The organism is Parajatrophihabitans canadensis, assembly GCF_053764775.1.
On sequence record NZ_CM132445.1, the window covers coordinates 532,866 to 559,247 of the forward strand.

Genomic DNA, 26,382 nt, shown 5'->3' on the forward strand with positions numbered 1-26,382 from the left:
GTGGCAGAGTTTCGAGTGGCAGAGTTTCGAGTGGCAGAGTGTGGTGCATGGCCGACATCACCTCGCACATCATGGACGACCACGAGTGGTTCCGTCGGCAGTTCGCGCGGCTCGACGATGCCGCCGGGGTAGCCGAACTCAACGCGCTGTGGACGCCACTTGCCGCCCGCTTGGACACCCACGCCGAGGCGGAAGAAACGATTTTCTACCCGCGGCTCCTCAAACGCGGTGACGACGCCGAAGAGGAGACCGACGACGCGATTCGCGACCATAACAAGATCCGCGACGCAGTCGCCGACTCCCGCAAGCATGCAGTCGGAGGCCCGGAATGGTTTGCCGCGGTGGGCCGCGCCCGGCACGAGAACACCGAGCACATCGGCGAAGAAGAGGATGAAGGCCTTCCCGACTTCCGCAAGAACGCCCCGATGCAGTTGCGGGAGCAACTCGGCGAGGAATGGCTCCGGTTCTACGCCGCGCATCACGGCGGCCGCGGGATCTCAGGCGAGGATGTCGATCCTGACGAGTACATCGCCGAGAACAGCTGACTTCGAGCCTCGATGGGCCAGACACCACCCCCGTCGATCCGGGGTAACCAGATCAGCCGTGACCGGGATCTTGCCGGGCGGGCGCGCAGTGCACGTCCTCGGGACGGCCTGGGCCGCCCGTTGCCTTACGGGTCGGCAGGCGTCGAGGTGCCTCTGACGGCCGATGGTGAGGATCAAAGCGATCCATTTCTGCGAACTCCGGCGCAGACCCTGCAGCTTGCCCAGCGGCTATTGGACGAGCAAAAGCCCTTTCACGCCCACGAAGTACTCGAAGAAGCTTGGAAGGCGTCGCCGGCGGACGAGGCCGAATTCTGGCGCGGCCTGGCGCAGCTGGCGGTCGGGTTGACCCATGCTGCCCGGGGGAATCGTGCCGGCGCGGTCGCTCTGCTGAATCGCGGCGTCACTACGCTGGCGCCCTACTCCGGCGCTCTCCCATACGGCGTCGACGTTTCCGCGGTATCGACCTGGTCAATCGAACTCGCCGATGACCTCGCCGCAGCCGTTGCCGGATCGGCAGAACTGCAGGATCTGATCGGACGGGCAAGACTCACACTGTCGCGTCGCGTCGAAGATCGCTAGCGTGGACTCGGGCCAAACAGCTGCCCTCCTTACTGTCCGTCGGTCGTCGACCGCCGGAGCGCAACCGATAAAGGAGATCTAGATGAGCGACGACGACGCCACGACCGAAGGTCCAGCAGACGGAGGTGCCTCGGGCCAGCCGGGTGTGCATGACGGTGGTGCCGATGGTGGCGCTGACGGCGGTGCCGATGGTGGAGCCGATGGTGGTGCCGATGGTGGCGCTGACGGCGGTGCCGATGGTGGAGCTGACGGCGGTGCCGATGGTGGAGCCGATGGTGGAGCCGATGGTGGAGCTGACGGTGGAGCCGATGGTGGCGCTGACGGTGGAGCCGATCGCGGCGCATGAGTTTTGGTGACACGGCGGACGGGGCCGGCGTTGCCGGTCCCGTCCCACCCGCGCACTTGCGCGTGCTAGAGCCGGCGCAAGCTCCTGACGGCAGCGCACTGACCCGGTGCATCTCGGTCGGGCAGGCGGAGTTCGCCGAGCATTACTGGGGTCAGCGCCCGCTGCTGAGCCCTAGCAGCAGTACCGGTGCCGACTTCTCGGACTTGCTGTCCATCGGCGCCGTCGATGAGTTGATCTCGCGCCGTGGCCTGCGAACACCTTTTGTGCGGATGGCAAAAGCAGGATCCGTCCTGGCGTCCAGCGACTTCACCCGCTCCGGTGGCGTCGGTGCGGCCGTCGGTGACCAGGTAGCGGACGACAAAGTGCTGGGCGAGTTCGCGGCCGGAGCGACTCTGGTACTGCAGGCGTTGCACCGAAATTGGCCTCCGCTGATGCAGTTTGGCACCACGTTGTCGAGCGAACTGGGTCATCCCGTCCAGATCAATGCCTACGTAACGCCGCCACAGAATCAGGGGTTCGCCGCGCACTACGACACGCACGATGTCTTCGTCCTGCAGGTGACGGGTACCAAACAATGGGTCATCCACGAACCGGTGGTGCGAGCTCCACTACCTGACCAGCAATGGGAGAAGCATCGTGGCGCCGTCGCGGCGCGGGTGAACGAGAAACCCACGATGACCGTGTCGCTGCAACCCGGAGACGCGCTGTACCTGCCGCGCGGGTACTTGCACTCCGCTACCGCGCTCGGTGAGCTGTCGATTCACCTCACGGTCGGCGTGCATCCCGTGACCAAACATGCCTTGGTTCGTGAACTCGTCGCCGCCACCACCGACAATCCCGAGCTTCGGGGCGCGCTGCCGATGGGGGTTGACCTGTCCGATCCATCGGTACTGGCCCCTTATCTTGCCGAGGTGGCAGAACAGCTCGCGAACGCTGTGCGCAACCCAGATCATCTACAGCTCTCACGGATCGCCGATCGGGTCGGCGCAGAACTCCTCCGCAATACCAGGCCCGCCCCGGTGGCGCCGCTCGCCCAGCTAGCGGCGCTGGGCGGCCCCATCGAATCCACGCGGTTCCGAGTTCGGCCCGGTCTGCGGACTGTAGTGCACTCGGCCGCCGACTGCATCAGGATCAGCTTTCTGGACAAGGAGATCCGCTTCCCCCCGGCCCAGGAGTCTGCCCTCAAACTCGCACTGTCCGGCGCAACCTTCGGTGCTCGTGAGCTGACCGGGCTCAGTGCGGACGACCAGGAGCAGCTGGTTCGCCGCCTGCTGGGTGAGGCCCTCGTCGTACCGGAACCTGATGTCTGAAGCCGAGCTCGACCCGCAGACGTCAAGACTCATACCCCGGTGCGGAATCCGAGCCACCGAGCGCGGTGACGCCATGATCGGCACCGCCTTTCCCGCGCCGCGGGTGTTGATGGTCGAGCAGCCGGGAGGTTGGGGCGTCGAGGGTCTCCTCGAATCGCGCTTCGATCGGGCCACCGCTCGGGAACTCGTCCACGGATTCAGCTACCACGGTGTTCGGGTCGTTGCAGTCCGTAGACCTGGCAGGGTCACTGAGCCTGCGCAGCGTCGGTGGGCCTTCGCCGATTGCCGGCCACATCGGCGCTCGATGACCTGGGGACTGTTTACCGAGGACTCCGAACTTCTCGACCTCGATCCGGACACCGGGACCATGGCGGGCACGAACGCGGACCTCGGCGAGGACGATGGTCAAGGCACGCCCGACCTCGCGGGCAACATCAAAGACCACGTCGTTAAAGATCACGTCGTCAAAGATCAAATGATGTCGCCGACCTATCTGGTGTGCACCCACGGCACCCATGATGTTTGCTGTGCGATCGAGGGCAGGCCGGTGGCTGCCGCACTGAATGAAATCCGCCCGGGCAATGCCTGGGAATGCAGCCATCTAGGTGGCGATCGCTTTGCTGCGAACGTGCTCGTGTTGCCCCTCGGACTGGTCTACGGCCGCGTGTCGGTCGAGGCTGCTGCTGACCTCGCAGCCGCGACCGACCGGGACGAGGTTCTTGCACCGATGCTTCGCGGCCACATCGGCCTCTATCCCTGGGTGCAAACGGCCCTTGCGCACGCCCACGAGACGCTGGGCCTTTTCGGAGTCGATGATTTGCAGGTGCTCGACAGCCACGTGCACCACGCCGCTGACGTCCCTGATCACGAAGCTGGACTGGAATTGAAGACGGTTCGAATCGCAACGCCGCGGGGCAAGATACTGGTTTCGCTGCGGGCCGAGAAGGGTGCCAGTCAGATGCTGACCTGCCGGGCGGTGCGGGCCAGCGCCTCGACGGTCTACCGACCGATAGGCCTGGAGTTCGAGGGTGCGACCCGCGGCGCCAGCTGAGGCGGTAGCGTTTCAGATGTCCGCGATCACGCTCGAGCCAGGGGTCCTTGATTGCGGCAACGAAGGAGATGCCGTCGTGAGCAACCCCATCGATCCGCCACCCTTCGATCCGCGGCGGGTCGGCTCGAACGAACCTTCCTATGGCATGCCGCCCAGCCCCGTCCCGCCCAACACGATCCCGCCCAACACGATCCCGCCCAACACGATCCCGCCCAGCACAGTGCGACCGAGCGGTGAGCCGCTGACCACGGAGCCTCCGATTGCGGGTGAGCCTGCGCCGGGTTTCGATCAGAAAGGACGGGTGCGGCGAACTCGGGTGAGCGGCTTGTGGATCGGCTTGATCGCGACCGCGCTGTTTCTGATCTTGCTGATCATCTTTGTTGCGCAGAACTCGCGGAAGGTCAGCATCCATTTCTTTGGCTGGCATGGTCAGTTCTCGTTGGCCTTGACCATCCTCCTGGCCGCAGTCATCGGGGTGCTACTGGTAGCTATTCCTGGCAGTGTGCGAATTCTGCAGTTGCGACGGGCGCTTCGAAAGAACGTGCCCAACGGCAAGACGAACTGACTAGGTGCTGGAGTTCGGACTGCTCATCCTGGCAGGCATCGGGGGTGGTCTCACCGGTAGCGTCGCCGGACTGGCTTCGCTGGTCACCTATCCGGCACTTCTCGCTACCGGCCTCAGCCCGTTGGCGGCGAATGTCACCAACACGGTCTCGCTCGTATTCAACAGCGTTGGTTCGGTATCCGCGTCACGCCCCGAACTTCAAGGGCAGGCTGGCCGGCTTCGCAAACTGATGCCGACGGCTGTCCTCGGCGGGGTCGCCGGCGGCACGTTGCTGCTGATCACCCCGGCTGATGCGTTCGAGAAGGTCGTGCCAATCCTGATCGTTGCTGCTTCGATCGGCGTGCTTATTCCTCGGCCGGCCGCCGAGCCCAATCATCACAGCGCCGATCCGAAATGGCTGCCGTTCGGCGTCTTTGCCATTGGTGTGTACGGGGGCTATTTCGGTGCCGCGGCAGGGGTCCTGCTGCTCGCCATGTTGCTCTTCGCCACCCACGAGCTGCTGCCGCGCGCGAATGCGTTGAAGAACGTCCTGCTCGGCCTGGCCAACGCGGTAGCTGCCATCGGCTTCGTGATCTTCGGCCACGTGCACTGGTCCGCGGCTCTTCCGCTCGCTATCGGGCTGTTCATCGGCGGCAGGCTGGGGCCGGTCGTGGTCCGCCGCGCGCCCGCGACACCGCTGAAGATGATCATCGCCGCCGCGGGGATCGGGCTTGCCGTCAAGCTCGGGATTGATGCCTATTGAGCAACCCAGCGAGATTGATGGAGAGCTCAGTTGACCTGCCGGTCGCGGCCCTCCCAGTACGGTTGGCGCAGTTTGAACTTCTGCAACTTGCCCGTTGCGGTGCGCGGCAGTGACGTGACGAACTCGATCTTCTTCGGGCACTTGTAGCCGGCCAGGCTTGTTCGGCAGTGGTCGATCAGATCGGTCGCGGTGATCGGTGAGCCATCGGTTACGACTACAGCGGTGACGAGCTCGCCCCACTTGTCGTCAGGAATGCCGATGACGGCGACCTCGCGCACGGCTGGATGAGAATTCAGCACATCCTCGACCTCGATGGACGAGACGTTCTCGCCACCGGAGATGATCACGTCCTTCTTTCGATCGGCGATGCTGAGGTAGCCGTCGGTGAACGATCCGCCATCGCCGGTGTGGAACCAGTTGCCGGCCTGCGCCTCGGCGGTTGCCTCGGGGTTGTCCCAGTACGCCTCCAGATTGTGGTTCGACTGGGCAAGTACTTCACCGCTCGCGTCGATCGCGATACGCACACCGATGCCCGGCGCGCCGGCCTGGCCGAGCAACCGCGCCTGCTCATGCGGATCGAGTCCGGCCCACTCCGACCGCATGCGGCTCATCGTCAGCATCGGAGAGGTTTCGGTGAGACCGTAAAGCTGAATGAACTCCCAACCCAGGTCGGCGCGAATGCGCTCGATCGTCCGGGTGGGTGGTGGCGCTCCAGCGACCACGACCCGTACGCGGCCGTTGCCTGGGATCGGCCCGTGCCAGTTCGCAGCCGCGTCAAGGACGGCGTTGATCACCGCAGGCGCAGCGCACAGCAGGCTCACCTGATGGGTTTCGATTCGCCGCAGGATCTCGGCGCCGTCGATCTGTCGAATGACAATCTGCTTGCAACCCATACCGGTGAGGCCGTAGGGCATTCCCCAGCCATTGGCGTGGAACATCGGCAATGTGTGCAGGTATACGTCGGAATCGGAGACACCAGCGTGCAAGGCGAACACAACGGCATTGAGCCAGAGATTGCGATGGGTCAGCTGGACGCCTTTCGGTCTCGCCGTGGTGCCAGAGGTGTAGTTGAGCGTGGCAGTCGCACCTTCGTCACTCGCCCACGCATGGGGCGCTGCCGTACTTCCGAAGACTTCGGTGTCGCTTTCGCCGAGAACGAATTTGTGCTTGCAGTCAACGGAGTCGAGCAGGTGTTTGAGCTCCGGGTCGACGAGCATCACCTCAGCGCCGGAATGCGTGACGATGTAGTCGATCTCGTTCGCTGACAGTCGAAAGTTGATCGGTACCAGGATTCGCCCCCAACCCGAGACTCCGAAGAAGGACGTGAGCAGGCGAGCCGCATTGTGCGAGACGATGGCTACCCGCCCGCCGACTCCTATCTCGAGCGCGTCAAGTCCGGCCGCTTGCCCACGTGCTCGGGCGGCGAGGTCGGCGTAACTGACTTCACCCCACGAGGGTGCCGGTTGGTTGGGCTCGTCGATGACCGCGACTCGCGCCGGGTATACGGTCTCGGCCCGGTCCAGAAAATCGTGCACGGTAAGCGGGTAGAACATCGGAGCTCCTCTCGCCAATGGCCCGACACTACCCACGAAACTCAGCGCCCGGCAGCCCGTGTGAACCGGTTATTTGGTACTTGGGCTCCTACCGCAGCGAAGCGCCGTCGGTTCGACCACGCCTCTCCGGATGCGCAGATCGAGTTCACAGAGCGAGCACGGCAGTTCGGGCGTCGCCGAGAAGGGTGTGAAGAGCACGCGTAGGCGATGAGCGTTCGCCGGTACATGCCGTTCGACGGCACCGATCCGCAGCGCGCCGACGACGCGGTCACCGCGACCCGACCGACGGTAAGCGAGCGCGCAGTCGTAGACGCGACGGTTCTCGTCCACCGCCAGGCCACCGTCGGATTGGAACAGCTCAATCGTTCGTTGCAATTCGACGGGAACCGGCGTCACCATGTACTGCACGCAGACATAGCCGTCGAACATCGAGGTCTGGATTATCGCGAGATTGTGCCGGGAGTGCGCATGCGAGCCGGAGGCGGACGATGCCGTGAGCCCGGCCGCAAGGGAAGCCGTAAGGGAGGTCATCGGCAAGTCCGCAGGTGAGGTCATAGCTCTGACACCTCGCGCGCCAACAGGTCGGCGGCGGTTTCGCGGCGAATCAACGTCCGCGCCCGGCCGTCCTCGAGACCGATGATCGGTAAGCGGGGGACCTGGTTGTAGTTGGAAGCCATGCTGTGGTGATAGGCGCCGGTCGCGGGGACCGTGAGTAAGTCACCGGCATGGATGTCGCCTGGCAACAACGCATCTGCGATCAGCACATCGCCGGACTCGCAATGCTGACCGGCGACCGTGACGTGCTCGTCGACCGCTGGTGACAGGCGTCCGAGTAGCCGAGCGGTGTAGCGCGCACCGTACAGAGCCGGCCGAGGGTTGTCGGCCATTCCGCCGTCGACCATGACCCAGATCCGGTTGGCCGTTCGCTTCACGCTGACGACGCGATACACGGTGACGCCTGCCGGCCCGGCGATCGAGCGGCCCGGCTCAACCGCCAACCTTGGTATGGCAATTCGGCGTGTTTTACAAGCCAGCCGGACGGCGCGACGGATCTGGGCAGCCGTGTCGCTGATGTCGAGGGCGACATCGCCGCTGTGATAGGCAATCCCGAATCCGCCACCGAGGTTCAGTTCCGGCAACGACAGGCCGAAGTTGGACTCGATGACGGCCAGCTGATCGACCATCGTCCGAGCGGCTTGCACGTACGGTTCGGCCTGAAATATCTGCGAGCCGAGGTGACAGTGCAGGCCGACGAGCTCGAGGTTGGTGGCCGCCAGTACGCGTTCGACGGCAAGGTTCACCGAGCCATCGAGAATGGACATGCCGAACTTCTGTCCTTCAACTCCGGTCGTGATCGCCGGATGCGTGCCGGCGTCGACGCCTGGGATGACGCGCAAGAGCACCTGCTGACGGTGGCCGCCATAGGCCAGTGATGCCAACAGCTCGACCTCGCCGACGCTGTCGACCACAATGCGGCCAATCCCCATCGCCATCGCCGCGCGGAGTAACCCGGCGGTCTTGGCGTTGCCGTGCAGAGTGATGCGGTCGATCGGAAAGGACGCGGCGCGAGCGATGGACAGTTCGCCGGGGGTGCAGACGTCCAGCCGTAGGCCGGCGTCCTCGACCCATCGGCATACTGCTTTTGTCAGCAGCGCCTTGCCTGCATAGGAGACTTCGCCGTCAGCGAATGCACGCCGGTATTCCTGCGCTCGGGAGCGGAACTCTGCGACATCGATGACCTGAGTGGCGGTGCCGTGATCGCGGACCACCGACATCAGGCTGACTCCGGCTATCGACATGTCGCCGGCCGGAAGGTGATGTGCCGAGGCTGGCCACAGCCACGGTTCGATCGGGTGTGGCAGTGAACTTCGTAGGGATGGGATGAGCTCGGCGAGCGTCATGTTGGTGACTCCAAATGTCGGGACACCTGAAACGATCGTCGCCATCGGGCACCGCGCCCGGTTTGCTAGCGAGATCATCACGCGTCGCCCGGCGAATTCTCACAATCCACTAGCGACGGTTAGGCGCTGATGAGAGCTGCGGCACTGAGCGGTGCTAATTGAGCGGTGCTAACCGAGCGGTGCTAACTGAGGGTTGCTAGTGGTGCAGGTCGGCAGTATCGAGCTCGTCATCGACCCGGACGTCGCGGCTGGCGTACCACCCGCCGGCACCTGAAAGGCCCAGCGCGATGAACAGCAGCACGAACGGCCAGGTCCAATTGTCATTCGTGGCACCGAGCATTAGTCCGACGAGTACAGGGCCGCCTCCTGCGATCACGTAACCCACGGTCTGGACGAATCCGGACAACGTCGCCGTCACGGCGATGGCTCGCGAGCGCAGGCCGATCATCGTCAGATTCAGCGGGAAGATACCCCCGCCGATACCGGCCAGGCACATCCACAGCCAGGATCCACCGACCGGAGCGATCAGCATGCCGAGGTATGCGATGGCTGCAGAGCCGATCATGACTGCGATGAGGGGACGTTGCCCGCGCGCGGCGAGGGATGGAATCACGATCGATACCGGGATCGAAACGGCTGAGAAGAAGGCGACGAGCAGCCCCGCCCGGGTCTCATCGAGACCTTCGTGGCGAAAGAACTCAGCGAACCAACCGAAGGATATGTAGGCCTGCATTGATTGGAAGGCAAACATGATGGTCAGCGCCCACACCGTTCGGCTGTGGACGAGCCGGGCCATCGGCACGCGGGTGTCGACGGCGTCACGCTCCGGTCGATCAGCGCTCAGGGTGGGCAGCCAGGGCAGCAGTGCTATCGCGGAGAGCACGGCCCAGAAGCCGATTCCGACGCGCCAGCTGCCACCGGCGTGCGCGATCGGCACGGTGAACGCGGCGGCCGCTGTGGTGCCGATGGCGAGTGCGGTGGTGTAGACGGCGGTCATCCGGCCGATCTGGTTCGGAAAATGCCGCTTCACCAAGGTCGGCATGAGGACGTTTGCCACCGCTCCGCCAGCAAGGGCAAGCACGCTGAGCATGACGAACAGCCACAGCGATCCGGCCAGTGCTCGGGTGAAAACTCCGATTACCGCCGCGAGCAGGGCGGTTACCAGAACTCGCTGGTAACCGAAGCGATGAGCAAGCCTAGGTGCGTTGGACCCTATGGCGGCGAAGCACAGCACCGGCAACGTGGTGATGAAGCCCGCTGCGCCACTGGAGATGCCCAGCCCGTCCTGCAGCTCGTCCAGGACCGGGCCGATGCTTGTCACCGCGACCCGCATGGTGAAGCCGGTCAGAATGAGGCCGGCGACGATCAGCGTGCCGCCCTGGCGACGGGTCAGCTCGTTGCTGGTCCGCGCCACAGGTCGACGCCACCCTCCACCGCGTGCTCGTCGATCTCGTCCAACTCGGCGTCGCTGAATGCGAGGTTGTCGAGCGCCGCGACATTCTGTTCGAGTTGGCGTACCGAGGATGCACCTATCAGAACGGAGGAAACCCGATCGTCGCGCGCCACCCAGGCAAGGGCCAGTTGAGCCAGTGACTGCCCGCGACGCTCGGCGATGCGATTCAGCGCACGGATGTGCTCGCGATTCTGTTCGGTCAGCAGCTCTGGTGACAGTGAGGAGTTCGCGGCCATCCGGGAGTCCTTCGGCACGCCGGACAGATACTTGTCGGTCAACATACCTTGAGCCAAAGGCGAAAACGCGATACAGCCAGCACCGACTTCTTCCAGAGTCTCGAGCAATCCGCTCTCTACCCAACGGTTCAGCATTGAGTACGAGGGCTGGTGGATGAACAGCGGAGTACCCAGCTCGGCGAGAATGCGCGCGGCTTCTGCGGTTCGCTCGGCAGAGTAGGACGATATGCCGGCGTACAGCGCTTTGCCTGATCGCACTGCAGTGTCCAGAGCGCCCATTGTCTCTTCGAGCGGCGTGTCTGGATCGAAGCGATGTGAGTAAAAGACGTCGACGTAGTCCACGCCCATTCGAGCCAGCGACTGATCGAGACTGGTGAGCAGATATTTGCGCGATCCGAGATCTCCGTATGGACCGGGCCACATGTCCCAACCGGCCTTCGTGGAAATGAAGAGCTCTGGTCGGTACGGACGCAGATCTTGTTTGAGAATGCGCCCGAAGTTTTCTTCCGCGCCACCGTATGGAGGCCCGTAGTTGTTGGCCAGATCGATGTGGCAGATGCCGAGATCAAAGGCCCGACGCAGGATCGCGCGTTGAGTCTCCAGGGGCCGGTCATCACCGAAGTTGTGCCACAAACCCAACGAAATAAGGGGAAGCTGGATACCGCTTCGGCCGACCCGCCGGTAGGTCATCGAGTCGTAGCGATCTTCGGCCGCCAAATAGTTCATATCGCCATTCTTGCAGACGAATCACTGACACCTGTCGGGCGATAGATATTGCGCCGAACCGGCTGCGAGGTGGGCGCAGCTCAGCCAGCGGTTACGGGACCGATGGTCAAGGTGCAGCCACGGAACGTCAGGGGCAAGACGATCTTCTGGGTCTGGTTCGGCACGATGACCTGGACCGAATCGGAGTTGTTCGCGTTGCAGGTCGAGTCGTTGCTGAGGGCAGCGGACGCGCTCGCACCGGGGCGCAGCACGACTGGACTTGCCGGTGCGGATGAGCGCACCGCGGGTTGCCCGAGCGGTGCACCGGCGAGAAGGAGTTGTGCGCCAGGAAAACCAGTGATCGAACAGGTCGCGGCAGATTTATTGGTGAACGACAACGTTGCGTACTGGTGGCCGTTAAGGCCTGAACCGCGTTGGACGCCTACGGTGAGCGCCGCCGTCGCGCACGCGGGTGGTCCGACTGGTGGCACGGTGGCAGACGTCGAAGCTGTTGGCGTCGGCCGGGTCGAACTGGCGGTGGACGACGCGGCAGTGCTGCTAGGCGGCACGCTTGCGCTCGTGCTGGCGGAGCTACTGTCGGGCGTTGATGATGATGCCGACACAGAGGTGCTGCCACTTACCGTCGGTGACGGTGCCTTGGTGCAACCCGCCAAAGTGATGACGGCGACCGCACTGCCCACGATGACCAGAACGGCGGTGCGCGCAGTTACAAGGCCGCGGGCAGTGGTACGTGAGGTTGCTGGAGTTATCGGCACCGAATTAACCTAATTCATCCGGAGATCGAGACCGGTAGGCGTGCCGCGAAGCGTCTGCGCCCAGTCACGGTTGCCTGCTCACCCGATAGACCTGTGTGCTGACATCATCGCCGCCCAGAAACGCCGACGCGCTCGCAGTCCAGGCCGCTATAGAAGGGTCCTCGCTGGCATCGGCATCGCGGGCCGCCGGTAGATAAGCAGTTGCCAGATCGTGCCGAGCCCCCAAGCCGTGATCGTTCGGAGAACCTTCATTGGTGGTCACCGTGAGCTGGTTCACCGTGTGGCGATTCTCAGTGGCATCGAGCATCGGAACGATGTCACCTGAGTTCTCAAAGGACAGCACCTGAACGTGGGCAGGAATATCGATGAGTCCGATCGGTGCCCCCGCTGTCACCACATGGGTGATATTCAAGCCGGGTGAGCCGGGTGAGCCGGGCGAGCCGGATGGGCCGGATGGGCCGGGCGAGCGGGCCAGATCGGCAGCGAGCCGGGCCGCGATGATGCCGCCCTGGCTGTGGCCGACCAGCATGATCGGTTCGTCGGAGCGCACTCCGCTGGCCGCGAGGGCCGCCATGATGCCGCGCTCGTAGGCGGTCTGCTCGTTGCCGAGCGCGCGGAGATTGGTGCCTAGGTTTGCCACGTTCGGATCATTGCGGTCGAGTGCGTTCCATTCCTTTGTGCCCGTGACATCGACGATGACGCTGCGGGCGCGAGACCCGTCGGCGAGGGTCCTGCTGACGAATCGAACGTCGATGCCCCCGCCGTCGGTGTGCTCGTTGCGGCACTCGAGCCCGCGGAGCAGGTCGGCGACGTCGCGCGGGGGGCCCTTGGAGTCATCGGTCGGATCTGTCGGATGTCGGGTCAGGACAGGCTTGCCGTCGGGGTAGATCGTCCCCAGCGTCGCAGAGTAGTGCCCGAGCGCAGCGGGTCGACCGAAGGACGCGGACGTGGGCGAGGCCGTCCCGTGTTGAGCTGCGGTCGCCGCTGCACCCGCGGTCGTGATCGCGTCCAGTGCGAGCGTGACCACCTCGGGATCGTGCTCAACCAGCGTCTTGAGGGCCGTGCCAAGCCTGCGCGGATCGCCGTGTTCGCAAGCGAGAACGGCTTCGGACTCGCTGGCCGCGATCGCTGAAGGCAACCTGCGTAGCGCCGTGACTACCGGCGTCCAGCGACTCGTCAGGTCGTCCACGGCCGAATAGCCCTGTGCCGCGGCCCCAAGCGCGACTCCGAGGAAGACGCATTCGGCTCCTGCCGCCGTGGCCAGAACTGCCGTTCGCGACGCCGTGGAAGCGAGGTCGAACGCGCCGACGGGATCGAGCGCGGCTAGGGCGAGCGAGTGTGGATCGATCAGAACCTGCAATGCCACGACAGCGGCGTCGCCGAGCACCGTTGCCAGCTTGTCCAGGACTCCGGCGAGAGCGCTCAGCTCAACGAAGTCAGCGGCGATCGAGTACGCCCCGCCGGTGACCGCGACCGTCCCGGCGCTCGTCATAACAGCTCGACAATCGGGGCTAGGCCAACGCTGCTGCCGACCGTCGCGGCGAGGTGAGCTGCGGCTCGAGCCCGCTGGGCTGCCGTGTCTTCGTGGTGATGCTGCACGGCGGCGGTGTCGCGAAGTTTGTCGGCGACGCGGTGACAGGCGCCAAGCAGGTTCTGGAGCGCGGCGGAGAACTGGAGGGAGGCCGGCGAGTGCCATTGGCAGGCGCCCGCGCGAGCCCGGAGTTCATCGCAGGCGCGGTCGAGCTGTTGTGCCGTCTGTTCAAGCCTGCGGCCGAGCACGCCGACCGGCGCGTAGCGGCGGGGAGCACAGTTGTGTTGATTCGTTGCCATGGCACGAGCGTGGTCGGTTCGTCGCCTCGATATCCGGCTTTGCGGCTGGCTGTGGAAATCGAGAGCTAGCTGTGGATATCGGCCGATCGTGGCGTGCGGAACCCAGTGGGCTGACGCGACACGCACGGCTGATTCAATGACGACTGGTTCAGCGACCTCGCGCCGAGCATGGTTGAATGATTGCGCACCGAATTACACCGGTGAGATTCATAGTCCAAGACCTGTTACAGGTGACGTATTGGCGGGGGCCGACAGTCCGCCCGCGATGATGCTCGGAGGCCGCATGGAACTCGCGCCCACCGCGGTCAATGCACCCGGCGGCAAGCCTGACGCCGGCGCACCGGCCGTTTCGGGAGCCGATTCTGATGGCGCACCACCGATCGAGGTGGGTGTGGCTCCTGGCGCAGAAGAGTCTGAAGAGCTGGGTGGCCTCAACCGGCGAGACCGCGAGATTCTGGCCTTCGAACGACAGTGGTGGAAATACGCCGGCGCCAAGGAACAGGCCATTCGCGAGTTGTTCGATATGTCCGCTACCCGCTACTACCAGGTGCTCAACGGACTGATCGACTCGTCAGAAGCGCTGGCGGCAGACCCTATGCTGGTCAAGCGGCTGAGGCGACTTCGAGCCAGTCGCCAGCGGCAGCGCTCTGCTCGCCGCCTGGGCATCGAGGTCTAACCATAATTTATGTCGCATATTGCTCCGCCGTCGTCGCGACGTCGGCGTGTTGAGTTACTGCTTGGCGTCGTTTTGGCGTCGGTCGGGGTGCTCGTCGCGGTCCTTGCCTTTGTCGCGCTGAATCACCCCAAGGGGCGCCAAGCCGACCGGGCTAGCGTCGGAGTCTCTAGTTCCGCCTCCGCCGCTACGACCAAGAAGTCGACGCCCGCCACGACGTCGCCGAAACCAACGACATCTACGACCGCAGCGGCACCGACCGACCCGGCTACGGCGACCAAACCGACCGTCAATCGCCCGTCCGTCATTGTGCTGAACAACTCGGGCACCGACGGGCTGGGCGGCATTGCTGTGACAAGGCTCGTACAAGGCGGCTGGACAGCAACGGACGGCGGCGTCTTCAGCGGCGACATTCTCTCTACCGCGGCCTACTACGACCCGAACGCCGCTGGGGCTCAGTCGGCGGCAACGGCACTGCAGGCTCAGTTTCCGCAGATCAAGCGGATCAAGCCTCGTTTTGACGGCCTTCCCGAGGGTCCGATCGTCCTCGTTCTGACCAGCGACTACAGTTAGGCGCACAACGTTCGGCAGTGCGTGTCATTTCTTGCCTGGTTCCGCGCGCGGACTACATATCGCTCATCCAGAGGGGCAGAGGGACCGGCCCGTTGAAGCCCCGGCAACCACCGCGATAGACCGTATTGCTGCTGACGAATGCAGCGTGTGGCGTCCAGCCACATAGACCGGCGACATCGCGAGGTAGGTGCCAACTCCGGCCTGGTCGTCACCACGACGCCCGGGAAAGATGAGGAGAGGCCTCGGAATGACTGCTGTGATCAATCGCCCCGCTGGTACGTCCGGCGAAACTCCCGCTTCAGGTTTGGTGTGTCGCAACTGCGGCGCGACCTATCCCCTCGGCGCCCAACACGCCTGCTTCGAGTGTTTCGGCCCCCTTGAGATCGGCTACGACCCGCAGCGGCTGGCGCGCGTGACCCGCGCCCAGATCGAGGCCGGGCCATATTCGCTCTGGCGCTACGCCGGATTGCTGCCCGCCGGGCACAACGCCGAGACTCGGGTCGATTCCGGCACCGGCATGACGCCCTTGATCAGGGCCGACAGGCTCGCGGATCTGCTGGGGTTCACGGCACCGGTGTGGGTCAAGGACGATTCAGCCAACCCGACCCATTCCTTCAAGGACCGGGTCGTTTCGGTGGCGATCACGGCCGCGCGCGAACTCGGCTTCAGCCGGATCGCATGCGCTTCAACCGGAAACCTCGCCAACTCCGTGGCCGCCCACGCATCGCGAATCGGCATGGACTCGATTGTCTTCATTCCGGCGGACCTCGAACCCGCAAAGATCACTCAGACCGCGATCTACGGCGGCACTCTGGTCGCCATCGACGGCTCCTACGATGACGTGAATCGGTTGTGCAGCGAGCTCGCGGAGACCGATGAGTTCGAGTCCACCGCGTTCGTGAACGTCAACGTGCGCCCGTACTACGCCGAGGGCTCGAAGACGCTCGGGTTCGAGGTCGCTGAGCAACTCGGCTGGCGGCTGCCGCCCCAGGTCGTGGCACCGATGGCATCGGGGTCGATGCTGACCAAGGTGCACAAGGCGTTCAAAGAGCTGCAGGCAATCGGTCTCGTCGAGCCGAGCGACTACCGGATTTACGGTGCCCAGTCCACCGGCTGCTCACCCATCGCCCAGGCGTTCGCCGACGGTAGCGACACCGTGATTCCGGTCAAGCCGACTGGCATCGCGAAATCGCTCAACATCGGAAATCCCGCGGACGGGCCGTACGCCCTCGACGCCGTTCGCTCCACCGGCGGCGCGATGGCTCATGTGAATGACGACGAGATCCGGGCCGGGATCCAGTTGCTTGCTGAGACTTGCGGCGTGTTCACCGAAACGGCTGGCGGCGTCACGACGGCCGTGCTGAAGAAGCTGGTCGAGTCCGGCCAGATCGACACCACGCGTGAGACGGTCCTTTACAACACCGGCGACGGGCTGAAGACAGTCGATGCGGTCGCCGAGCAGGTTGGCCCGACCGCGGTAATTCCGCCGACGCTCAAGGGGATGCGGGCAGCAGGTTTGCTCTAGCGGGACGCTGCCGACTCACGTCGTCGATCGCCTGCGCGGTCGCGGTACCACAGCGGCAGAGCCACCCATAGCAGCAGAAACACGATCGCGAGCAGCGCGGTTGTGGTTATCGCGAAGGCTCGTCCGACGACGTAGTCGAGAATCAGCAGTACGCCGCTGAGGACCGACAGCAGCAGGAAGCTCGTGCCGGCAATCGCCAACCTGCTCGCAGTCAGCACGAGTTCTTCTTTCAGCCCCTGTCGAAAGACCAGCCGGTGAAAGGCTACCGGCGCGATCAGCAATGCGATGGCCAGCGTGGACAATATCAACGTCAGCACGTAGATCGTCCGCTGAAAGGTGTCGATGCTCTGGAACCGCTGCTGAAACGCGATCGACAGCATGAAGGCGAACAGGATCTGGACGCCGGTCTCTGAGACCCGTAATTCTTGGAGCAACTCAGCGTAGTTGCGATCAAGGCGCGCGGCGTTGGTTTCATTGCGCCCGTCGTCGGCTGCTGTCGACAGATCTTCATCGGCCATGCGGGCGCCCCCACGATCGGTACGGATCATCGGTCGGTACGGATCGGTCCAGGCTATGCGCCGGACGGCGCACCGGACGAGATCGACGACAACATCGGACCGACGCTGACATTCGGGATCAAACAGGCGGCGACGGGGACGGAGGGTAGAGCATGCGGGTTGCGCGTTGCATATTCGATGGTCTCGGTTTGGTTGAGATTTCTAGCCAGTGAATCTCGTTGCGTGTTAATTTCTGCCTTGGTCGTAGTACCAAGCGTTTCGCCAGACGAAGGGCCACGACGGCAGGCATCACGCCGACCGGCCGTGCGCGTTGATCGGGACCGAAGGAACGAAGACCCCGCCCTCACGACGGGTGAGCGACGGAAGGCCCCTAGCAAGGAGTGCACGTGGCCCAGGGCAGCGTTAAGTGGTTCAACAATGAGAAGGGCTACGGCTTCATCGCCGTGGACGGTGGCCAGGACGTATTCGTCCACTACAGCGCCATCGAGTCGGACGGGTACCGCTCTCTTGATGAAGGTCAGCGAGTGGAATTCGAAGTCGCTCAGGGACCCAAGGGTCCGCAGGCCGAAGGCGTTCGCGTCGTCGGTTAGTCACGCTGGCGCATGACACCGTCAGCCTGAACCGTCAACTGAACCGCCGCAGTATCAAACCCTCAATACCGCCGCCGCCGACCCGGATCGCACACCGATTCGGGCCGGTAGCGCGCGTTCGAACGGGTCTCCCTACGGTCAGAGTGAGCGCATCGAACTCTCAGCGGGTACGTTCCAATGGTGGATGCTGAGTCGGTACATCGTCTCGCTGAGCTGTTCTCCGAGCTCGGACGTGACCTCATGTCCGAGCGCAGTCTCGAGGACACCCTGACGCTGATCTCGCGACGCGCTGTCGAGCTGGTACCGGGCGCGGAAGAGGCGGCGGTGAGCCGTGGCCGCGTCGGCAAGTTCGAGACCGTCGGCGCCACCAGTGACCTTCCGCTGCGGGTCGATCGAATCCAGTACGAGCTCAACAGCGGCCCGTGTGTCGATGCGGCCGAGGAGAACACGACCTTTCGGACGGGCGATCTGGCGGCTGACCGAAGGTGGCCGGAATTCGGCCGCCGCGCCGCGGCCCAAGAGAGCATCTTCAGCATGCTGTCGACCAGGCTGTTCCTCGAGGACGATGACCTGCTGGCCGCCCTCAACCTGTACTCGACGAAGCATGACGCCTTCGATGACTCTGATCAGACGGTGGCGCTGATGTTCACCACGCATGCATCGCTGGCAGTGACGACCGCACGGATGCACGAGCAGGTCGAACACCTCGAGCGCGCGCTGCAGAGTAACCGCGGTATCGGTGTCGCTATGGGCGTCTTGATGAGCCAATACAAGCTCACCCAGGCTCAGGCTTTTGATCTGCTGCGGATGGCGAGTCAGAACACCCACCGCAAGCTCGTCGATGTGGCGATGGACGTCGCGGAATCTGGGGAGCTCAAGCTGCCGCCGCCTCCGACGAAGCTCGCCTGAGCCGACCTGACTCGGGTGCGGCAATCGTCCTGACACCGACCGGACACCGACCTGACACCGACGGACACCGACCTGACACCGACGGACACCGACCTGACAGGCGGCCCGCTGGCGAAGCCGCCAAGCGATCATGCACAATGCTGCCGTCACAATGTGTATCGGCAAGACGACTCTTCTGGGGGCTGAACAGCATGGATACGAACGAGATGCTGGAGCTGTCGCAGGAGTTTGCCGCGCTCGGCAACGAACTGCACGGGGACGGCGACAACGCAGCGGCGCTACATCGCATGGTCGAACTTGCGGTCAAGCACGTCGACGGCTGTAGCTGGGCAAGCATTACCGTACTTCGAGGCAAGCAAGCCCACACGCTCGCTGCTTCTGATCCAGTGGCCGCGCGGGCCGATGCGCTGCAGTACGAACTGAACGAAGGTCCGTGCGTGCAGGCGGCGGAGGACGACGCCGACTATTTGCTGTTCGACGTCGCCAACGAGCCCCGCTGGCCCCGGTTTGCCGCTGCCGTCGCCGAACAGACACCGGTTCGCAGCGTCCTGTCGTTCCAGCTGCTTGCCGAAGAATCCGCCGCGCTGAACCTGTTCGCCGACGAGCCGGCCGCGTTCGGCGACGAGGCGATCAACACCGCGACCATCTTTGCCGCCCACGCCTCGAGCCTGGTTGCGCTGCACGATGCCGAGGGCCACGCGGCAAACCTCGAGTCGGCCCTGCACAGCAACCGCGAGATCGGTGTCGCGCTGGGGGTGCTGATGGCCCATCACAAGGTGAGGCAGGACGAGGCGTTCTCGCTGCTTCGTACCGCGAGCCAGAACCTGCACGTCAAGCTGCGCGACGTGGCCGCTGAGGTGGTCGAGACCGGCGCCCTGCCAGATCTGCCCTGAGCTGGAGTGCACACCAGGCGAACGTTCGGAGATTTCAGTGGATGAGGCAACACCGGCCCGAGGCGTAGGCAAATTCGGCGCCATACTGCAGATGACCGCGAAGCCGGGTGCCCGCGAAGAGCTGCTGAAGATCCTTACGAACTATGCCGCGACTCTCGACGGTGAACCGGGCACCCTGTTGTTCGCGGTGGCCGCCGATCCCAATGATGAGAACCAAGTCTTCATGTGGGAGGAATTCGCCGATGGAGCCGCCGTGCAGGCTCATTTCGACCATGACTTCTTTCGTGCGCTGCAACTGGAACTCGCCGACCTGCTGGACGGCCCGGCCGCCGCTCGGCCACTGGTGCCCGTCGTCCGTCGGGTAAACCCCGGCGTGCCGGCCGAATAACCGGACGTAGTCTGCCAATAGCGGACGAAGCGACCTTGCACTCGTTGGGGTCGAGTGCTAAACCTGACTTAGCACTCGCGTACTGTGAGTGCTAGCCGATCGTGATGAGGTGCCCACCTGACGGGCGCCGGCCGTCGCGGGCATCACCGATCGGATGCTGGACTATCCGGTGATCGCTGGGTAGGACTCAGTCAGTCCCAGACAAGCAAAGGACGACATCGCATGGCTAAGTTGATCGCGTTCGACGAAGAGGCCCGCCGCGGCCTCGAGCGCGGCATGAACATCCTTGCCGACGCCGTAAAGGTGACGCTTGGCCCGAAGGGCCGCAACGTCGTGTTGGAGAAGAAGTGGGGCGCCCCCACGATCACCAACGACGGTGTTTCCATCGCCAAGGAAATCGAGCTCGAGGACCCGTACGAGAAGATCGGTGCCGAACTCGTCAAAGAGGTCGCCAAGAAGACCGATGACGTTGCCGGTGACGGCACCACGACCGCAACCGTGCTCGCCCAGGCGCTCGTCAAAGAGGGCCTGCGCAACGTTGCCGCCGGTGCAAACCCGATGGCACTCAAGCGCGGTATCGAAGCTGCGACCGCAGCCGTTTCCGAGGTTCTGCTGAAGGCAGCCAAGGAAGTTGAAACCAAGGAAGAAATTGCCGCCACGGCGTCGATCTCGGCCGCTGACAGCACCGTCGGCGAGCTCATCGCCGAGGCGATGGACAAGGTCGGCAAAGAAGGCGTCATCACCGTTGAGGAGTCGAACACCTTCGGACTCGAGCTCGAGCTCACCGAGGGTATGCGTTTCGACAAGGGTTACATCTCGGCGTACTTCGTTACCGACACCGAGCGTATGGAAGCCGTCCTCGACGACCCGTACATCCTGATCGTCGAAGGCAAGATCGGTTCCGTCAAGGACCTTCTCCCGCTGCTGGAGAAGGTCATGCAGTCCGGCAAGCCGCTGGCCATCATCGCCGAGGACGTTGAGGGTGAAGCCCTCTCGACCCTGGTCGTGAACAAGATCCGTGGCACCTTCAAGTCGGTTGCCGTCAAGGCTCCCGGCTTCGGTGACCGCCGCAAGGCCATGCTGCAGGACATCGCCATCCTCACCGGTGGCCAGGTCATTTCCGAGACCGTCGGCCTCAAGCTCGAGACCGCCGGCCTGGAGCTGCTGGGCCGCGCTCGTCGGGTCAACATCTCCAAGGACGAGACCACCATCGTCGAGGGTTCCGGTGACGCCGACCAGATTCAGGGTCGCGTCAACCAGATCCGTGGCGAGATCGAGAACTCGGACTCTGACTACGACCGCGAGAAGCTGCAGGAGCGCTTGGCCAAGCTGGCCGGTGGCGTTGCAGTGATCAAGGTTGGCGCAGCCACCGAGGTCGAGCTCAAGGAGCGCAAGCACCGCATCGAAGACGCCGTTCGCAACGCGAAGGCTGCCGTCGAAGAGGGCCTGCTCCCCGGTGGTGGCGTGGCTCTGGCCAACGCTGCCGCGACCGCGTTCGACAAGCTGGACCTGTCCGGTGACGAGGCCACCGGCGCGAACATCGTTCGGGTTGCGCTCACCGCGCCGCTCAAGCAGATCGCGATCAATGCCGGTCTCGAAGGCGGCGTCGTGGCCGAGAAGGTTGCCGGCCTCACTGCTGGCTGGGGCCTCAACGCTGCAACCGGTGAGTACGTCGACATGGTCAAGGCCGGCGTCGTCGAGCCCGCCAAGGTGACCCGTTCGGCCCTGCAGAACGCAGCGTCGATCGCGGCCCTGTTCCTCACCACCGAGGCCGTTGTTGCCGACAAGCCTGAGAAGGCACCTGCCGGTATGCCCGGTGGCGGCGACGGTGGCATGGGCGGTATGGACTTCTAAGAGGTCAGTTTTTCCAAGATCGTGTAACGCTCGGCACCGATACGGTGCCGAGCGTTACACGATTCTGGGGTTTATCGGCCATGATCAGCACATGAAACTGAGCGAGTCGATCACCTCTGAGGCCAGTGTCGAGCAGACCTTCGAGGCTCACTGCGAGCCGGGTGTGCGCGAGGCCGCGTGTAAGAAGTCTGGTGCCCTGAGCTGGAATGTGACGATTGAGCCCGCCGCGGACGGCACGGTGCGGATTCAGGTCGATCGCTCGTTGCCGCCCGACGTGCCCGATTTCGCCAAGAAATTCATCGGCGACAAGATCGAAGTCCGTCAGATCGAGCAGTGGAGTGCCGCCGACTCCGCGGGCGGCCGAACCGCTGACCTCAGATTGACGATCAAGGGGCAGCCGGTAACCATGGTCGGCACGGCCGTCATAGCACCGTCAGGCAGCGGATCGACGGTGACCATCGAGGGTGACGTCAAGGTCGCCGTGCCGATCATTGGCAAGAAGTTCGAGCCCGACCTGGCCAGGGTCATCGCCAGCGGATTCCGCACCGAGTTGCAAACCGGCCAGGAGTGGCTCGAGTCCAGAAGCTGACGGCCGCGCTGATTGACTAGCACCCCGGGGCTATTCGGCCCCGGGCTATTCCTGACCCAGACTCGTCAGAGCGGCCTCAAGAGGTCATCGGCGTCGACGATCGTGTATGCGTAGCCCTGTTCGGCGAGGAACCGCTGGCGGTGTGCGGCGTAGTCGGCGTCGAGCGTGTCACGGCTGACCACCGTGTAGAAGTGCGCCTGCCGCTTGTCGGCCTTCGGGCGCAGCACCCGTCCCAGTCGCTGAGCCTCCTCTTGTCGGGATCCGAAGGTACCCGAGATTTGAATGGCCACCGCAGCCTCAGGGAGATCGATGGAGAAGTTGGCCACCTTGCTCACCACCAGCACGCGGGTCTCACCCGTTCGGAACGAGTCATACAACCGCTCGCGTTCCTTGTTGGGGGTCGAGCCCTGAATGATCGGCACGTCGCCGAGGTGCTCGGCGATCTCGTCCAACTGGTCGAGGTAAGCGCCGATGACGAGGATCTGATCGTCAGGATGGTTGTTCACGATTGCCTCGATGACCGGCAGCTTGGTTCGTACCGTTGCGGCGAGCTTGTACTTGTCCTCGGGCTCCGCAGTCGCATACGCCATCCGCTCGGCGTCGGTGAGCGTCACTCGTACCTCTGAACAGTCGGCCGGCGCAATCCAGCCCTGGTTCTCGATGTCCTTCCACGGCGCGTCGTAGCGCTTGGGCCCGATCAGGGAGAACACGTCGCCTTCGCGACCGTCTTCCCGGACCAGAGTTGCCGTGAGCCCGAGCCTGCGGCGCGACTGCAGGTCCGCGGTCAACCGAAAGATCGGCGCCGGCAGCAGGTGCACCTCGTCATAGACAACCAAACCCCAGTCCCGAGAGTCGAAGAGCTCGAGGTGGCGGTACTCGCCCTTCCGGCGGGTCGTCATGATCTGGTACGTCGCGATGGTTACCGGGCGAATTTCCTTCTTCTCGCCGGAATACTCGCCGATCTCGTCCTCGGTCAGCGAGGTTCGGGCCAGCAACTCGCGCTTCCATTGGCGGCCGCTGACCGTGTTCGTGACCAGGATCAGGGTGGTGGCCTTGGCTTTGGCCATCGCGGCTGCACCGACGAGAGTCTTGCCGGCGCCGCAGGGCAGCACCACCACCCCCGAGCCGCCGGCCCAGAAGGAGTCCACTGCCAACTGTTGGTAGGGCCGCAGGGTCCAATCTGCGTTGTCGAGCTCGATCGGGTGCGCCTCGCCGTCGACATAACCTGCAAGGTCCTCGGCGGGCCACCCGACCTTCAGCAATGCCTGCTTGAGCCGTCCCCGTTCGGACGGATGTACGAGCACCGTGTCTTCGTCGATCCGCTCGCCGAGCATCGGGGCGATCTTCTTCTGGCGCAGGATCTCTTCGAGCACCGCGCGATCGAGGGAGATCAGGACGAGACCGTGCACGGGGTGCTTGGCCAGCTGCAGGCGGCCGTAACGGTCCATCGTGTCCGCGACATCAACCAGCAGCGCATGCGGAACGGTGTAGCGGCTGAACCGCACCAGCGCGTCGACAACCTGCTCGGCGTCGTGGCCGGCGGCGCGCGCGTTCCACAAACCCAGCGGGGTAAGACGGTAGGTGTGCACGTGTTCGGGAGAGCGCTCGAGCTCGGCGAACGGCGCGATCGCGGCCCGCGCCTCGCCGGCGAGTTCGTGGTCGACTTCGAGCAACAGGGTCTTGTCGGATTGAACGATCAGCGGTCCGTCGGTCACACCGTGCTCCTAGGCTTCCTGCATTTACGTGCGCGAACTGTCCATTGTGCCAAGGAACTATGACAGCCTGGTGTTCCCGTGGGCGTTCCCGGCTAGAAGAGGTCGTCGTCGGAGTCGTCGGAGTCGTCTAGGACACTGACGGTAGTAATGCGTTGCAGTGGATAGCTGCGCAACCGCTCATCGTCTGGATCGTGCCCCCGAACCATGCCGCCGCCCATCGAGATCGGCAGCAACGTGCGCTGTGAGGGCGTTCCGGTGTCGTCCACGTAGCCCAGCGCGATGGTCTGCTCCGCTCGGATAGCAGCGCGCAGTACCTCCAGAATCGAGGCGGAGGTGACGCCCGGTATCTGCTGGGACACCCGGTTCGTCGATTGGGTGACTGCCCGCGAGAGTCGCTCGCTGGCACGCAGCCTGGTCACGACCTCGCTGAGCTGGGCATCCGGAATACTGCTGGCACGTACTCGCGATACCCGCGATTGCGGCCGGCCAGCGACCCGGGGCGCGTCCGCCGCGAGGCTCACTATCGCACCGGTTGCGGATTCGGCCGCGGGGGCGAACCCGGCGGCGCGAAGCCGGTCGAGCACCACGTTGATCGTTGAGCTCGACAGCACGACGGTGGGGGCGATCCGCTGCAGATTCAAGGTGTCAGCGATCGGATCGGTCATGACACGGTCCAGTAGGGCCTCGTCGTCGCAGCGAAGGTAGCTGGCCGCTGTGCCGGTACGCAGCCGGCCGTGTTGACTGGCAACGTCGTTGATCATGTACTGCAGGGCCTGCGGAACGGGTGTGCGGGAAGACCCGGTGAAGAACTGGAGCAGATCCGATCCCGATCGCCCCGAATCCAGTGCGCGTCGCAGACTTGTCGGCGAGATGCGGTACACCGACGCACCGCCGGTCGATTCGAGGTCGGCGGCAAGGCTCAGCTCGCGCTGCAAGTCGGCAGTTGCCGGCCCAGGCACCACTGCGGTCAGGTCAGGCTGGAGCAGGAATTCATCGACTGCTTCCGGTAACGCCGCGGTGAGCGCGTCGGTGGCGTTGAGCTCCGCGCGTACCGCACCGGTCTCGGCGCCGTCGACGAGTGCTCGGGTGTAACCGGTGATTGCGCTGTACCCCGTCAGGCCTAGGGTTGCAGCCTCGGTGAGCATCGACGCGGCCAGCGGGCGGCTGGTCGCGGCTCGTCGTGGCATCAGCCAGCTGAGCCTGGACAGCACGTCAGCATCGGCTGTCGGCGCCTGCCCCGGGGGCAGCTCTGCAAGCAGCCTGAGCAGTTGCAGCCGCAGCCCAGGTGCGCTGTGCCGTTCGACGTCGGAGGACAGCGGAGCGATCGTCTTGTCCCGCTCGTCGCGTTCCCCGATCAAACTCGGTAGTCGCGTCATGCCCAGCCACGCCGTCGCCAGCTGTACCCAACGTGCCGGTGTGGCGCGTCGGAGCCAGGAATCGAACTCAGTGGTCGGCAAATAGGACGGGTCAACGTGCGTCGTCGATGACAACAGCCCGGACTCGTACGCCACCTCGACGAGTAAACCGGTCACGCTTTCGGTCACATCGAGGATCCTGGACAGCCGGCGTAAATCCCGCACGCCCAGCCCGCCTGCACGCAGTTGGGCGGGAGGATCGTCGGCCATCGCGTTCAACAACACCTCGACGAGGCGGACGCTTTCCATGACCGCGCTCGATCCGCCGCCGTCGATGACCGCCGTGCCCCGGTCGGTCCGCGCGATCTCGGCAGGTTCGTGGCGCACGTCGCCGGCGGGGTAGGCCCGCAGTCGAAGCGCGATCTCGCGTGGCAGTTCGACGGTGTCGCGGTCGACGGGAACCAGCAGGCCGCGATTCAGGAGGGATCGCGCCGGACTGGCGTTCTGGTCCGGATCTGCGGCTCGAAAACCACTGTCGTCGACTCGTACGGTGGTCGCGTTTCGCAACGTACCGATCGGGGGTCCGGCTGCCAGCCGATCCAGAATCGACAGCTCGGCGTCGTCGCAGTCGGCAAGTAGCTGATCGAGATCGGACAGCACAGCTTGCGCAACGGCCGATCCGGACCGCGGTTGTGTTGCAGGGGGCACACCGAGCCGCCGCGACAACGGCGCGAGAGCGATGTCGTTGACCATGCTGAACAGTTCTGCAGCAGTTCTACCCAAGCCGGCTGGGTACGGCCCGATGACCTCGCGTACCGCGCCGACCGGATGTAAATCCTCATCGGCGCCCCAGATCAGCAACCACTCGCGCAGGCGTTCGATCGCAACATCGACCGCAGTGGCCTCATCGGTTGCGAACCAACCCTGGACCTCGTTGGCCGCGGCTCCGGCGCCAAGGCTCGAAATCACTTCGAGCACTCGCAAGGTGTAGGCATCGAGAGAGTCGAGCGCCCGAGCGATGGACGATCGAACGCTTGCCCTGCTGGCCAAGGTCGCCAGATCAACCGGCGCCGGCAGGGCCAGGTCCGGACGGCGCCGCAGCAGCGCGATCAGATCGGAATCCGAGGATCGGCGCAACCAGTCAGTAAGCGTGTGCGGCGAGCCCGCCGAACTGGTGGCATCCGGCAGGGCTGTCACGGCATTGCGGT

The 26,382-nt window shown here is 64.4% G+C and carries 27 protein-coding genes and 1 riboswitch; of the genes, 16 read left to right on the forward strand and 11 right to left on the reverse strand.

The genetic code is table 11. The features are described 5' to 3' along the window. The first annotated feature begins 47 nt into the window (after positions 1-47). From ACSMXN_RS02570 to ACSMXN_RS02600, 7 genes are all read left to right on the forward strand, one after another. The gene (locus ACSMXN_RS02570) at positions 48-545 is read left to right on the forward strand and encodes a hemerythrin domain-containing protein (RefSeq protein WP_022913708.1); all 498 of its coding nucleotides are present in this window, start codon (positions 48-50) and stop codon (positions 543-545) included. Between the two features lie 12 nt (positions 546-557). Next, a complete protein-coding gene (locus tag ACSMXN_RS02575) occupies positions 558-1,124 on the forward strand; it encodes a DUF309 domain-containing protein (protein ID WP_022913709.1) in 567 nt (188 codons plus the stop codon). Positions 1,125-1,273: 149 nt separating this feature from the next. Beyond that, positions 1,274-1,480, forward strand: a complete 207-nt coding sequence (locus tag ACSMXN_RS02580) for a hypothetical protein (protein WP_196811306.1) — start codon at positions 1,274-1,276, stop codon at positions 1,478-1,480. After that, positions 1,467-2,780 carry a JmjC domain-containing protein gene (locus ACSMXN_RS02585; RefSeq protein ID WP_022913711.1) on the forward strand — a complete coding sequence of 438 codons (1,314 nt, stop codon included), beginning with the start codon at positions 1,467-1,469 and terminating at the stop codon, positions 2,778-2,780. Before ACSMXN_RS02580 ends, ACSMXN_RS02585 begins: the two co-directional genes overlap by 14 nt. Further along, positions 2,773-3,831 (forward strand): sucrase ferredoxin, encoded by a 1,059-nt coding sequence (locus tag ACSMXN_RS02590; protein WP_022913712.1) that lies wholly within the window; start codon positions 2,773-2,775, stop codon positions 3,829-3,831. Before ACSMXN_RS02585 ends, ACSMXN_RS02590 begins: the two co-directional genes overlap by 8 nt. Positions 3,832-3,907: 76 nt before the next feature. Next, complete coding sequence (locus tag ACSMXN_RS02595) at positions 3,908-4,396, forward strand: lipopolysaccharide assembly protein LapA domain-containing protein (RefSeq protein WP_155958402.1); 489 nt, start codon at positions 3,908-3,910, stop codon at positions 4,394-4,396. Between the two features lie 4 nt (positions 4,397-4,400). After that, positions 4,401-5,138, forward strand: coding sequence for a sulfite exporter TauE/SafE family protein (locus ACSMXN_RS02600; protein ID WP_022913714.1), 738 nt, complete (start codon positions 4,401-4,403; stop codon positions 5,136-5,138). Positions 5,139-5,164: 26 nt separating this feature from the next. Here ACSMXN_RS02600 and ACSMXN_RS02605 read toward each other — a convergent pair whose 3' ends face one another. From ACSMXN_RS02605 to ACSMXN_RS02640, 8 genes are all read right to left on the reverse strand, one after another. After that, complete coding sequence (locus tag ACSMXN_RS02605) at positions 5,165-6,691, reverse strand: AMP-binding protein (protein ID WP_022913715.1); 1,527 nt, start codon at positions 6,689-6,691, stop codon at positions 5,165-5,167. 69 nt (positions 6,692-6,760) lie between these two features. Further along, complete coding sequence (locus ACSMXN_RS02610; protein WP_022913716.1) at positions 6,761-7,246, reverse strand: hypothetical protein; 486 nt, start codon at positions 7,244-7,246, stop codon at positions 6,761-6,763. After that, complete coding sequence (gene lysA, locus ACSMXN_RS02615; RefSeq protein WP_027139536.1) at positions 7,243-8,592, reverse strand: diaminopimelate decarboxylase; 1,350 nt, start codon at positions 8,590-8,592, stop codon at positions 7,243-7,245. Before lysA ends, ACSMXN_RS02610 begins: the two co-directional genes overlap by 4 nt. A 196-nt stretch (positions 8,593-8,788) precedes the next feature. Beyond that, complete coding sequence (locus ACSMXN_RS02620) at positions 8,789-10,006, reverse strand: CynX/NimT family MFS transporter (protein WP_022913718.1); 1,218 nt, start codon at positions 10,004-10,006, stop codon at positions 8,789-8,791. Next, the gene (gene mgrA / locus ACSMXN_RS02625) at positions 9,982-11,007 is read right to left on the reverse strand and encodes an L-glyceraldehyde 3-phosphate reductase (protein ID WP_022913719.1); all 1,026 of its coding nucleotides are present in this window, start codon (positions 11,005-11,007) and stop codon (positions 9,982-9,984) included. Before mgrA ends, ACSMXN_RS02620 begins: the two co-directional genes overlap by 25 nt. A gap of 80 nt (positions 11,008-11,087) precedes the next feature. Continuing rightward, a complete protein-coding gene (locus ACSMXN_RS02630) occupies positions 11,088-11,762 on the reverse strand; it encodes a DUF4232 domain-containing protein (protein WP_081649147.1) in 675 nt (224 codons plus the stop codon). A gap of 64 nt (positions 11,763-11,826) precedes the next feature. Continuing rightward, a complete protein-coding gene (locus tag ACSMXN_RS02635) occupies positions 11,827-13,254 on the reverse strand; it encodes a hypothetical protein (protein WP_022913721.1) in 1,428 nt (475 codons plus the stop codon). Beyond that, entirely contained in the window at positions 13,251-13,592 is a 342-nt protein-coding gene (locus tag ACSMXN_RS02640) for a hypothetical protein (RefSeq protein ID WP_155958403.1), read from the reverse strand. Before ACSMXN_RS02640 ends, ACSMXN_RS02635 begins: the two co-directional genes overlap by 4 nt. Positions 13,593-13,875: 283 nt before the next feature. On the opposite strand from ACSMXN_RS02640, the gene ACSMXN_RS02645 reads away from it, so the two are divergent. The 3 genes from ACSMXN_RS02645 (at position 13,876) to thrC (ending at position 16,363) form a co-directional block, all read left to right on the forward strand. Further along, complete coding sequence (locus ACSMXN_RS02645; protein ID WP_081649162.1) at positions 13,876-14,268, forward strand: DUF3263 domain-containing protein; 393 nt, start codon at positions 13,876-13,878, stop codon at positions 14,266-14,268. 9 nt (positions 14,269-14,277) lie between these two features. After that, positions 14,278-14,838, forward strand: coding sequence for a LytR C-terminal domain-containing protein (locus ACSMXN_RS02650; RefSeq protein WP_022913724.1), 561 nt, complete (start codon positions 14,278-14,280; stop codon positions 14,836-14,838). Between the two features lie 60 nt (positions 14,839-14,898). Continuing rightward, positions 14,899-15,074: riboswitch (SAM riboswitch) on the forward strand. An 11-nt stretch (positions 15,075-15,085) separates the two neighbouring features. Continuing rightward, a complete protein-coding gene (gene thrC, locus ACSMXN_RS02655) occupies positions 15,086-16,363 on the forward strand; it encodes a threonine synthase (RefSeq protein ID WP_022913725.1) in 1,278 nt (425 codons plus the stop codon). Here thrC and ACSMXN_RS02660 read toward each other — a convergent pair. Next, positions 16,360-16,881: a DUF6328 family protein gene (locus ACSMXN_RS02660; protein ID WP_051148910.1), complete on the reverse strand. Its 522-nt coding sequence runs from the start codon at positions 16,879-16,881 to the stop codon at positions 16,360-16,362. The genes thrC and ACSMXN_RS02660 overlap by 4 nt on opposite strands. A gap of 386 nt (positions 16,882-17,267) precedes the next feature. On the opposite strand from ACSMXN_RS02660, the gene ACSMXN_RS02665 reads away from it, so the two are divergent. The 6 genes from ACSMXN_RS02665 (at position 17,268) to ACSMXN_RS02690 (ending at position 22,104) form a co-directional block, all read left to right on the forward strand. Further along, positions 17,268-17,471, forward strand: a complete 204-nt coding sequence (locus ACSMXN_RS02665) for a cold-shock protein (protein ID WP_022913727.1) — start codon at positions 17,268-17,270, stop codon at positions 17,469-17,471. 177 nt (positions 17,472-17,648) lie between these two features. Then, a complete protein-coding gene (locus ACSMXN_RS02670) occupies positions 17,649-18,380 on the forward strand; it encodes a GAF and ANTAR domain-containing protein (RefSeq protein WP_022913728.1) in 732 nt (243 codons plus the stop codon). 191 nt (positions 18,381-18,571) lie between these two features. Continuing rightward, positions 18,572-19,273, forward strand: coding sequence for a GAF and ANTAR domain-containing protein (locus ACSMXN_RS02675; protein WP_022913729.1), 702 nt, complete (start codon positions 18,572-18,574; stop codon positions 19,271-19,273). A 37-nt stretch (positions 19,274-19,310) separates the two neighbouring features. Continuing rightward, the gene (locus ACSMXN_RS02680) at positions 19,311-19,661 is read left to right on the forward strand and encodes a putative quinol monooxygenase (protein WP_022913730.1); all 351 of its coding nucleotides are present in this window, start codon (positions 19,311-19,313) and stop codon (positions 19,659-19,661) included. Between the two features lie 222 nt (positions 19,662-19,883). Continuing rightward, positions 19,884-21,515: a chaperonin GroEL gene (groL, locus tag ACSMXN_RS02685; protein ID WP_022913731.1), complete on the forward strand. Its 1,632-nt coding sequence runs from the start codon at positions 19,884-19,886 to the stop codon at positions 21,513-21,515. 91 nt (positions 21,516-21,606) lie between these two features. After that, positions 21,607-22,104, forward strand: coding sequence for a DUF2505 domain-containing protein (locus ACSMXN_RS02690; RefSeq protein WP_022913732.1), 498 nt, complete (start codon positions 21,607-21,609; stop codon positions 22,102-22,104). A 65-nt stretch (positions 22,105-22,169) separates the two neighbouring features. Here the strand turns inward: ACSMXN_RS02690 and ACSMXN_RS02695 are convergent, their stop codons facing one another. Beyond that, positions 22,170-23,819 carry a DNA repair helicase XPB gene (locus ACSMXN_RS02695; protein WP_022913733.1) on the reverse strand — a complete coding sequence of 550 codons (1,650 nt, stop codon included), beginning with the start codon at positions 23,817-23,819 and terminating at the stop codon, positions 22,170-22,172. A 92-nt stretch (positions 23,820-23,911) separates the two neighbouring features. Next, complete coding sequence (locus ACSMXN_RS02700) at positions 23,912-26,371, reverse strand: helicase-associated domain-containing protein (protein ID WP_022913734.1); 2,460 nt, start codon at positions 26,369-26,371, stop codon at positions 23,912-23,914. Positions 26,372-26,382: the final 11 nt, after the last annotated feature.

Excerpts from the sequence above, each read along its gene's own strand:
- ACSMXN_RS02570 (WP_022913708.1), top strand. The coding sequence starts at position 48 with ATGGCCGACATCACCTCGCACATCATGGACGACCACGAGTGGTTCCGT.
- ACSMXN_RS02575 (WP_022913709.1), top strand. The coding sequence starts at position 558 with ATGGGCCAGACACCACCCCCGTCGATCCGGGGTAACCAGATCAGCCGT.
- ACSMXN_RS02580 (WP_196811306.1), top strand. The coding sequence starts at position 1,274 with ATGACGGTGGTGCCGATGGTGGCGCTGACGGCGGTGCCGATGGTGGAG.
- ACSMXN_RS02585 (WP_022913711.1), top strand. The coding sequence starts at position 1,467 with ATGAGTTTTGGTGACACGGCGGACGGGGCCGGCGTTGCCGGTCCCGTC.
- ACSMXN_RS02590 (WP_022913712.1), top strand. The coding sequence starts at position 2,773 with ATGTCTGAAGCCGAGCTCGACCCGCAGACGTCAAGACTCATACCCCGG.
- ACSMXN_RS02605 (WP_022913715.1), bottom strand. The coding sequence starts at position 6,691 with ATGTTCTACCCGCTTACCGTGCACGATTTTCTGGACCGGGCCGAGACC.
- ACSMXN_RS02610 (WP_022913716.1), bottom strand. The coding sequence starts at position 7,246 with ATGACCTCACCTGCGGACTTGCCGATGACCTCCCTTACGGCTTCCCTT.
- lysA (WP_027139536.1), bottom strand. The coding sequence starts at position 8,592 with ATGACGCTCGCCGAGCTCATCCCATCCCTACGAAGTTCACTGCCACAC.
- mgrA (WP_022913719.1), bottom strand. The coding sequence starts at position 11,007 with ATGAACTATTTGGCGGCCGAAGATCGCTACGACTCGATGACCTACCGG.
- ACSMXN_RS02635 (WP_022913721.1), bottom strand. The coding sequence starts at position 13,254 with ATGACGAGCGCCGGGACGGTCGCGGTCACCGGCGGGGCGTACTCGATC.
- ACSMXN_RS02640 (WP_155958403.1), bottom strand. The coding sequence starts at position 13,592 with ATGGCAACGAATCAACACAACTGTGCTCCCCGCCGCTACGCGCCGGTC.
- ACSMXN_RS02645 (WP_081649162.1), top strand. The coding sequence starts at position 13,876 with ATGGAACTCGCGCCCACCGCGGTCAATGCACCCGGCGGCAAGCCTGAC.
- ACSMXN_RS02650 (WP_022913724.1), top strand. The coding sequence starts at position 14,278 with ATGTCGCATATTGCTCCGCCGTCGTCGCGACGTCGGCGTGTTGAGTTA.
- thrC (WP_022913725.1), top strand. The coding sequence starts at position 15,086 with ATGACTGCTGTGATCAATCGCCCCGCTGGTACGTCCGGCGAAACTCCC.
- ACSMXN_RS02660 (WP_051148910.1), bottom strand. The coding sequence starts at position 16,881 with ATGGCCGATGAAGATCTGTCGACAGCAGCCGACGACGGGCGCAATGAA.
- ACSMXN_RS02670 (WP_022913728.1), top strand. The coding sequence starts at position 17,649 with ATGGTGGATGCTGAGTCGGTACATCGTCTCGCTGAGCTGTTCTCCGAG.
- ACSMXN_RS02675 (WP_022913729.1), top strand. The coding sequence starts at position 18,572 with ATGGATACGAACGAGATGCTGGAGCTGTCGCAGGAGTTTGCCGCGCTC.
- groL (WP_022913731.1), top strand. The coding sequence starts at position 19,884 with ATGGCTAAGTTGATCGCGTTCGACGAAGAGGCCCGCCGCGGCCTCGAG.
- ACSMXN_RS02690 (WP_022913732.1), top strand. The coding sequence starts at position 21,607 with ATGAAACTGAGCGAGTCGATCACCTCTGAGGCCAGTGTCGAGCAGACC.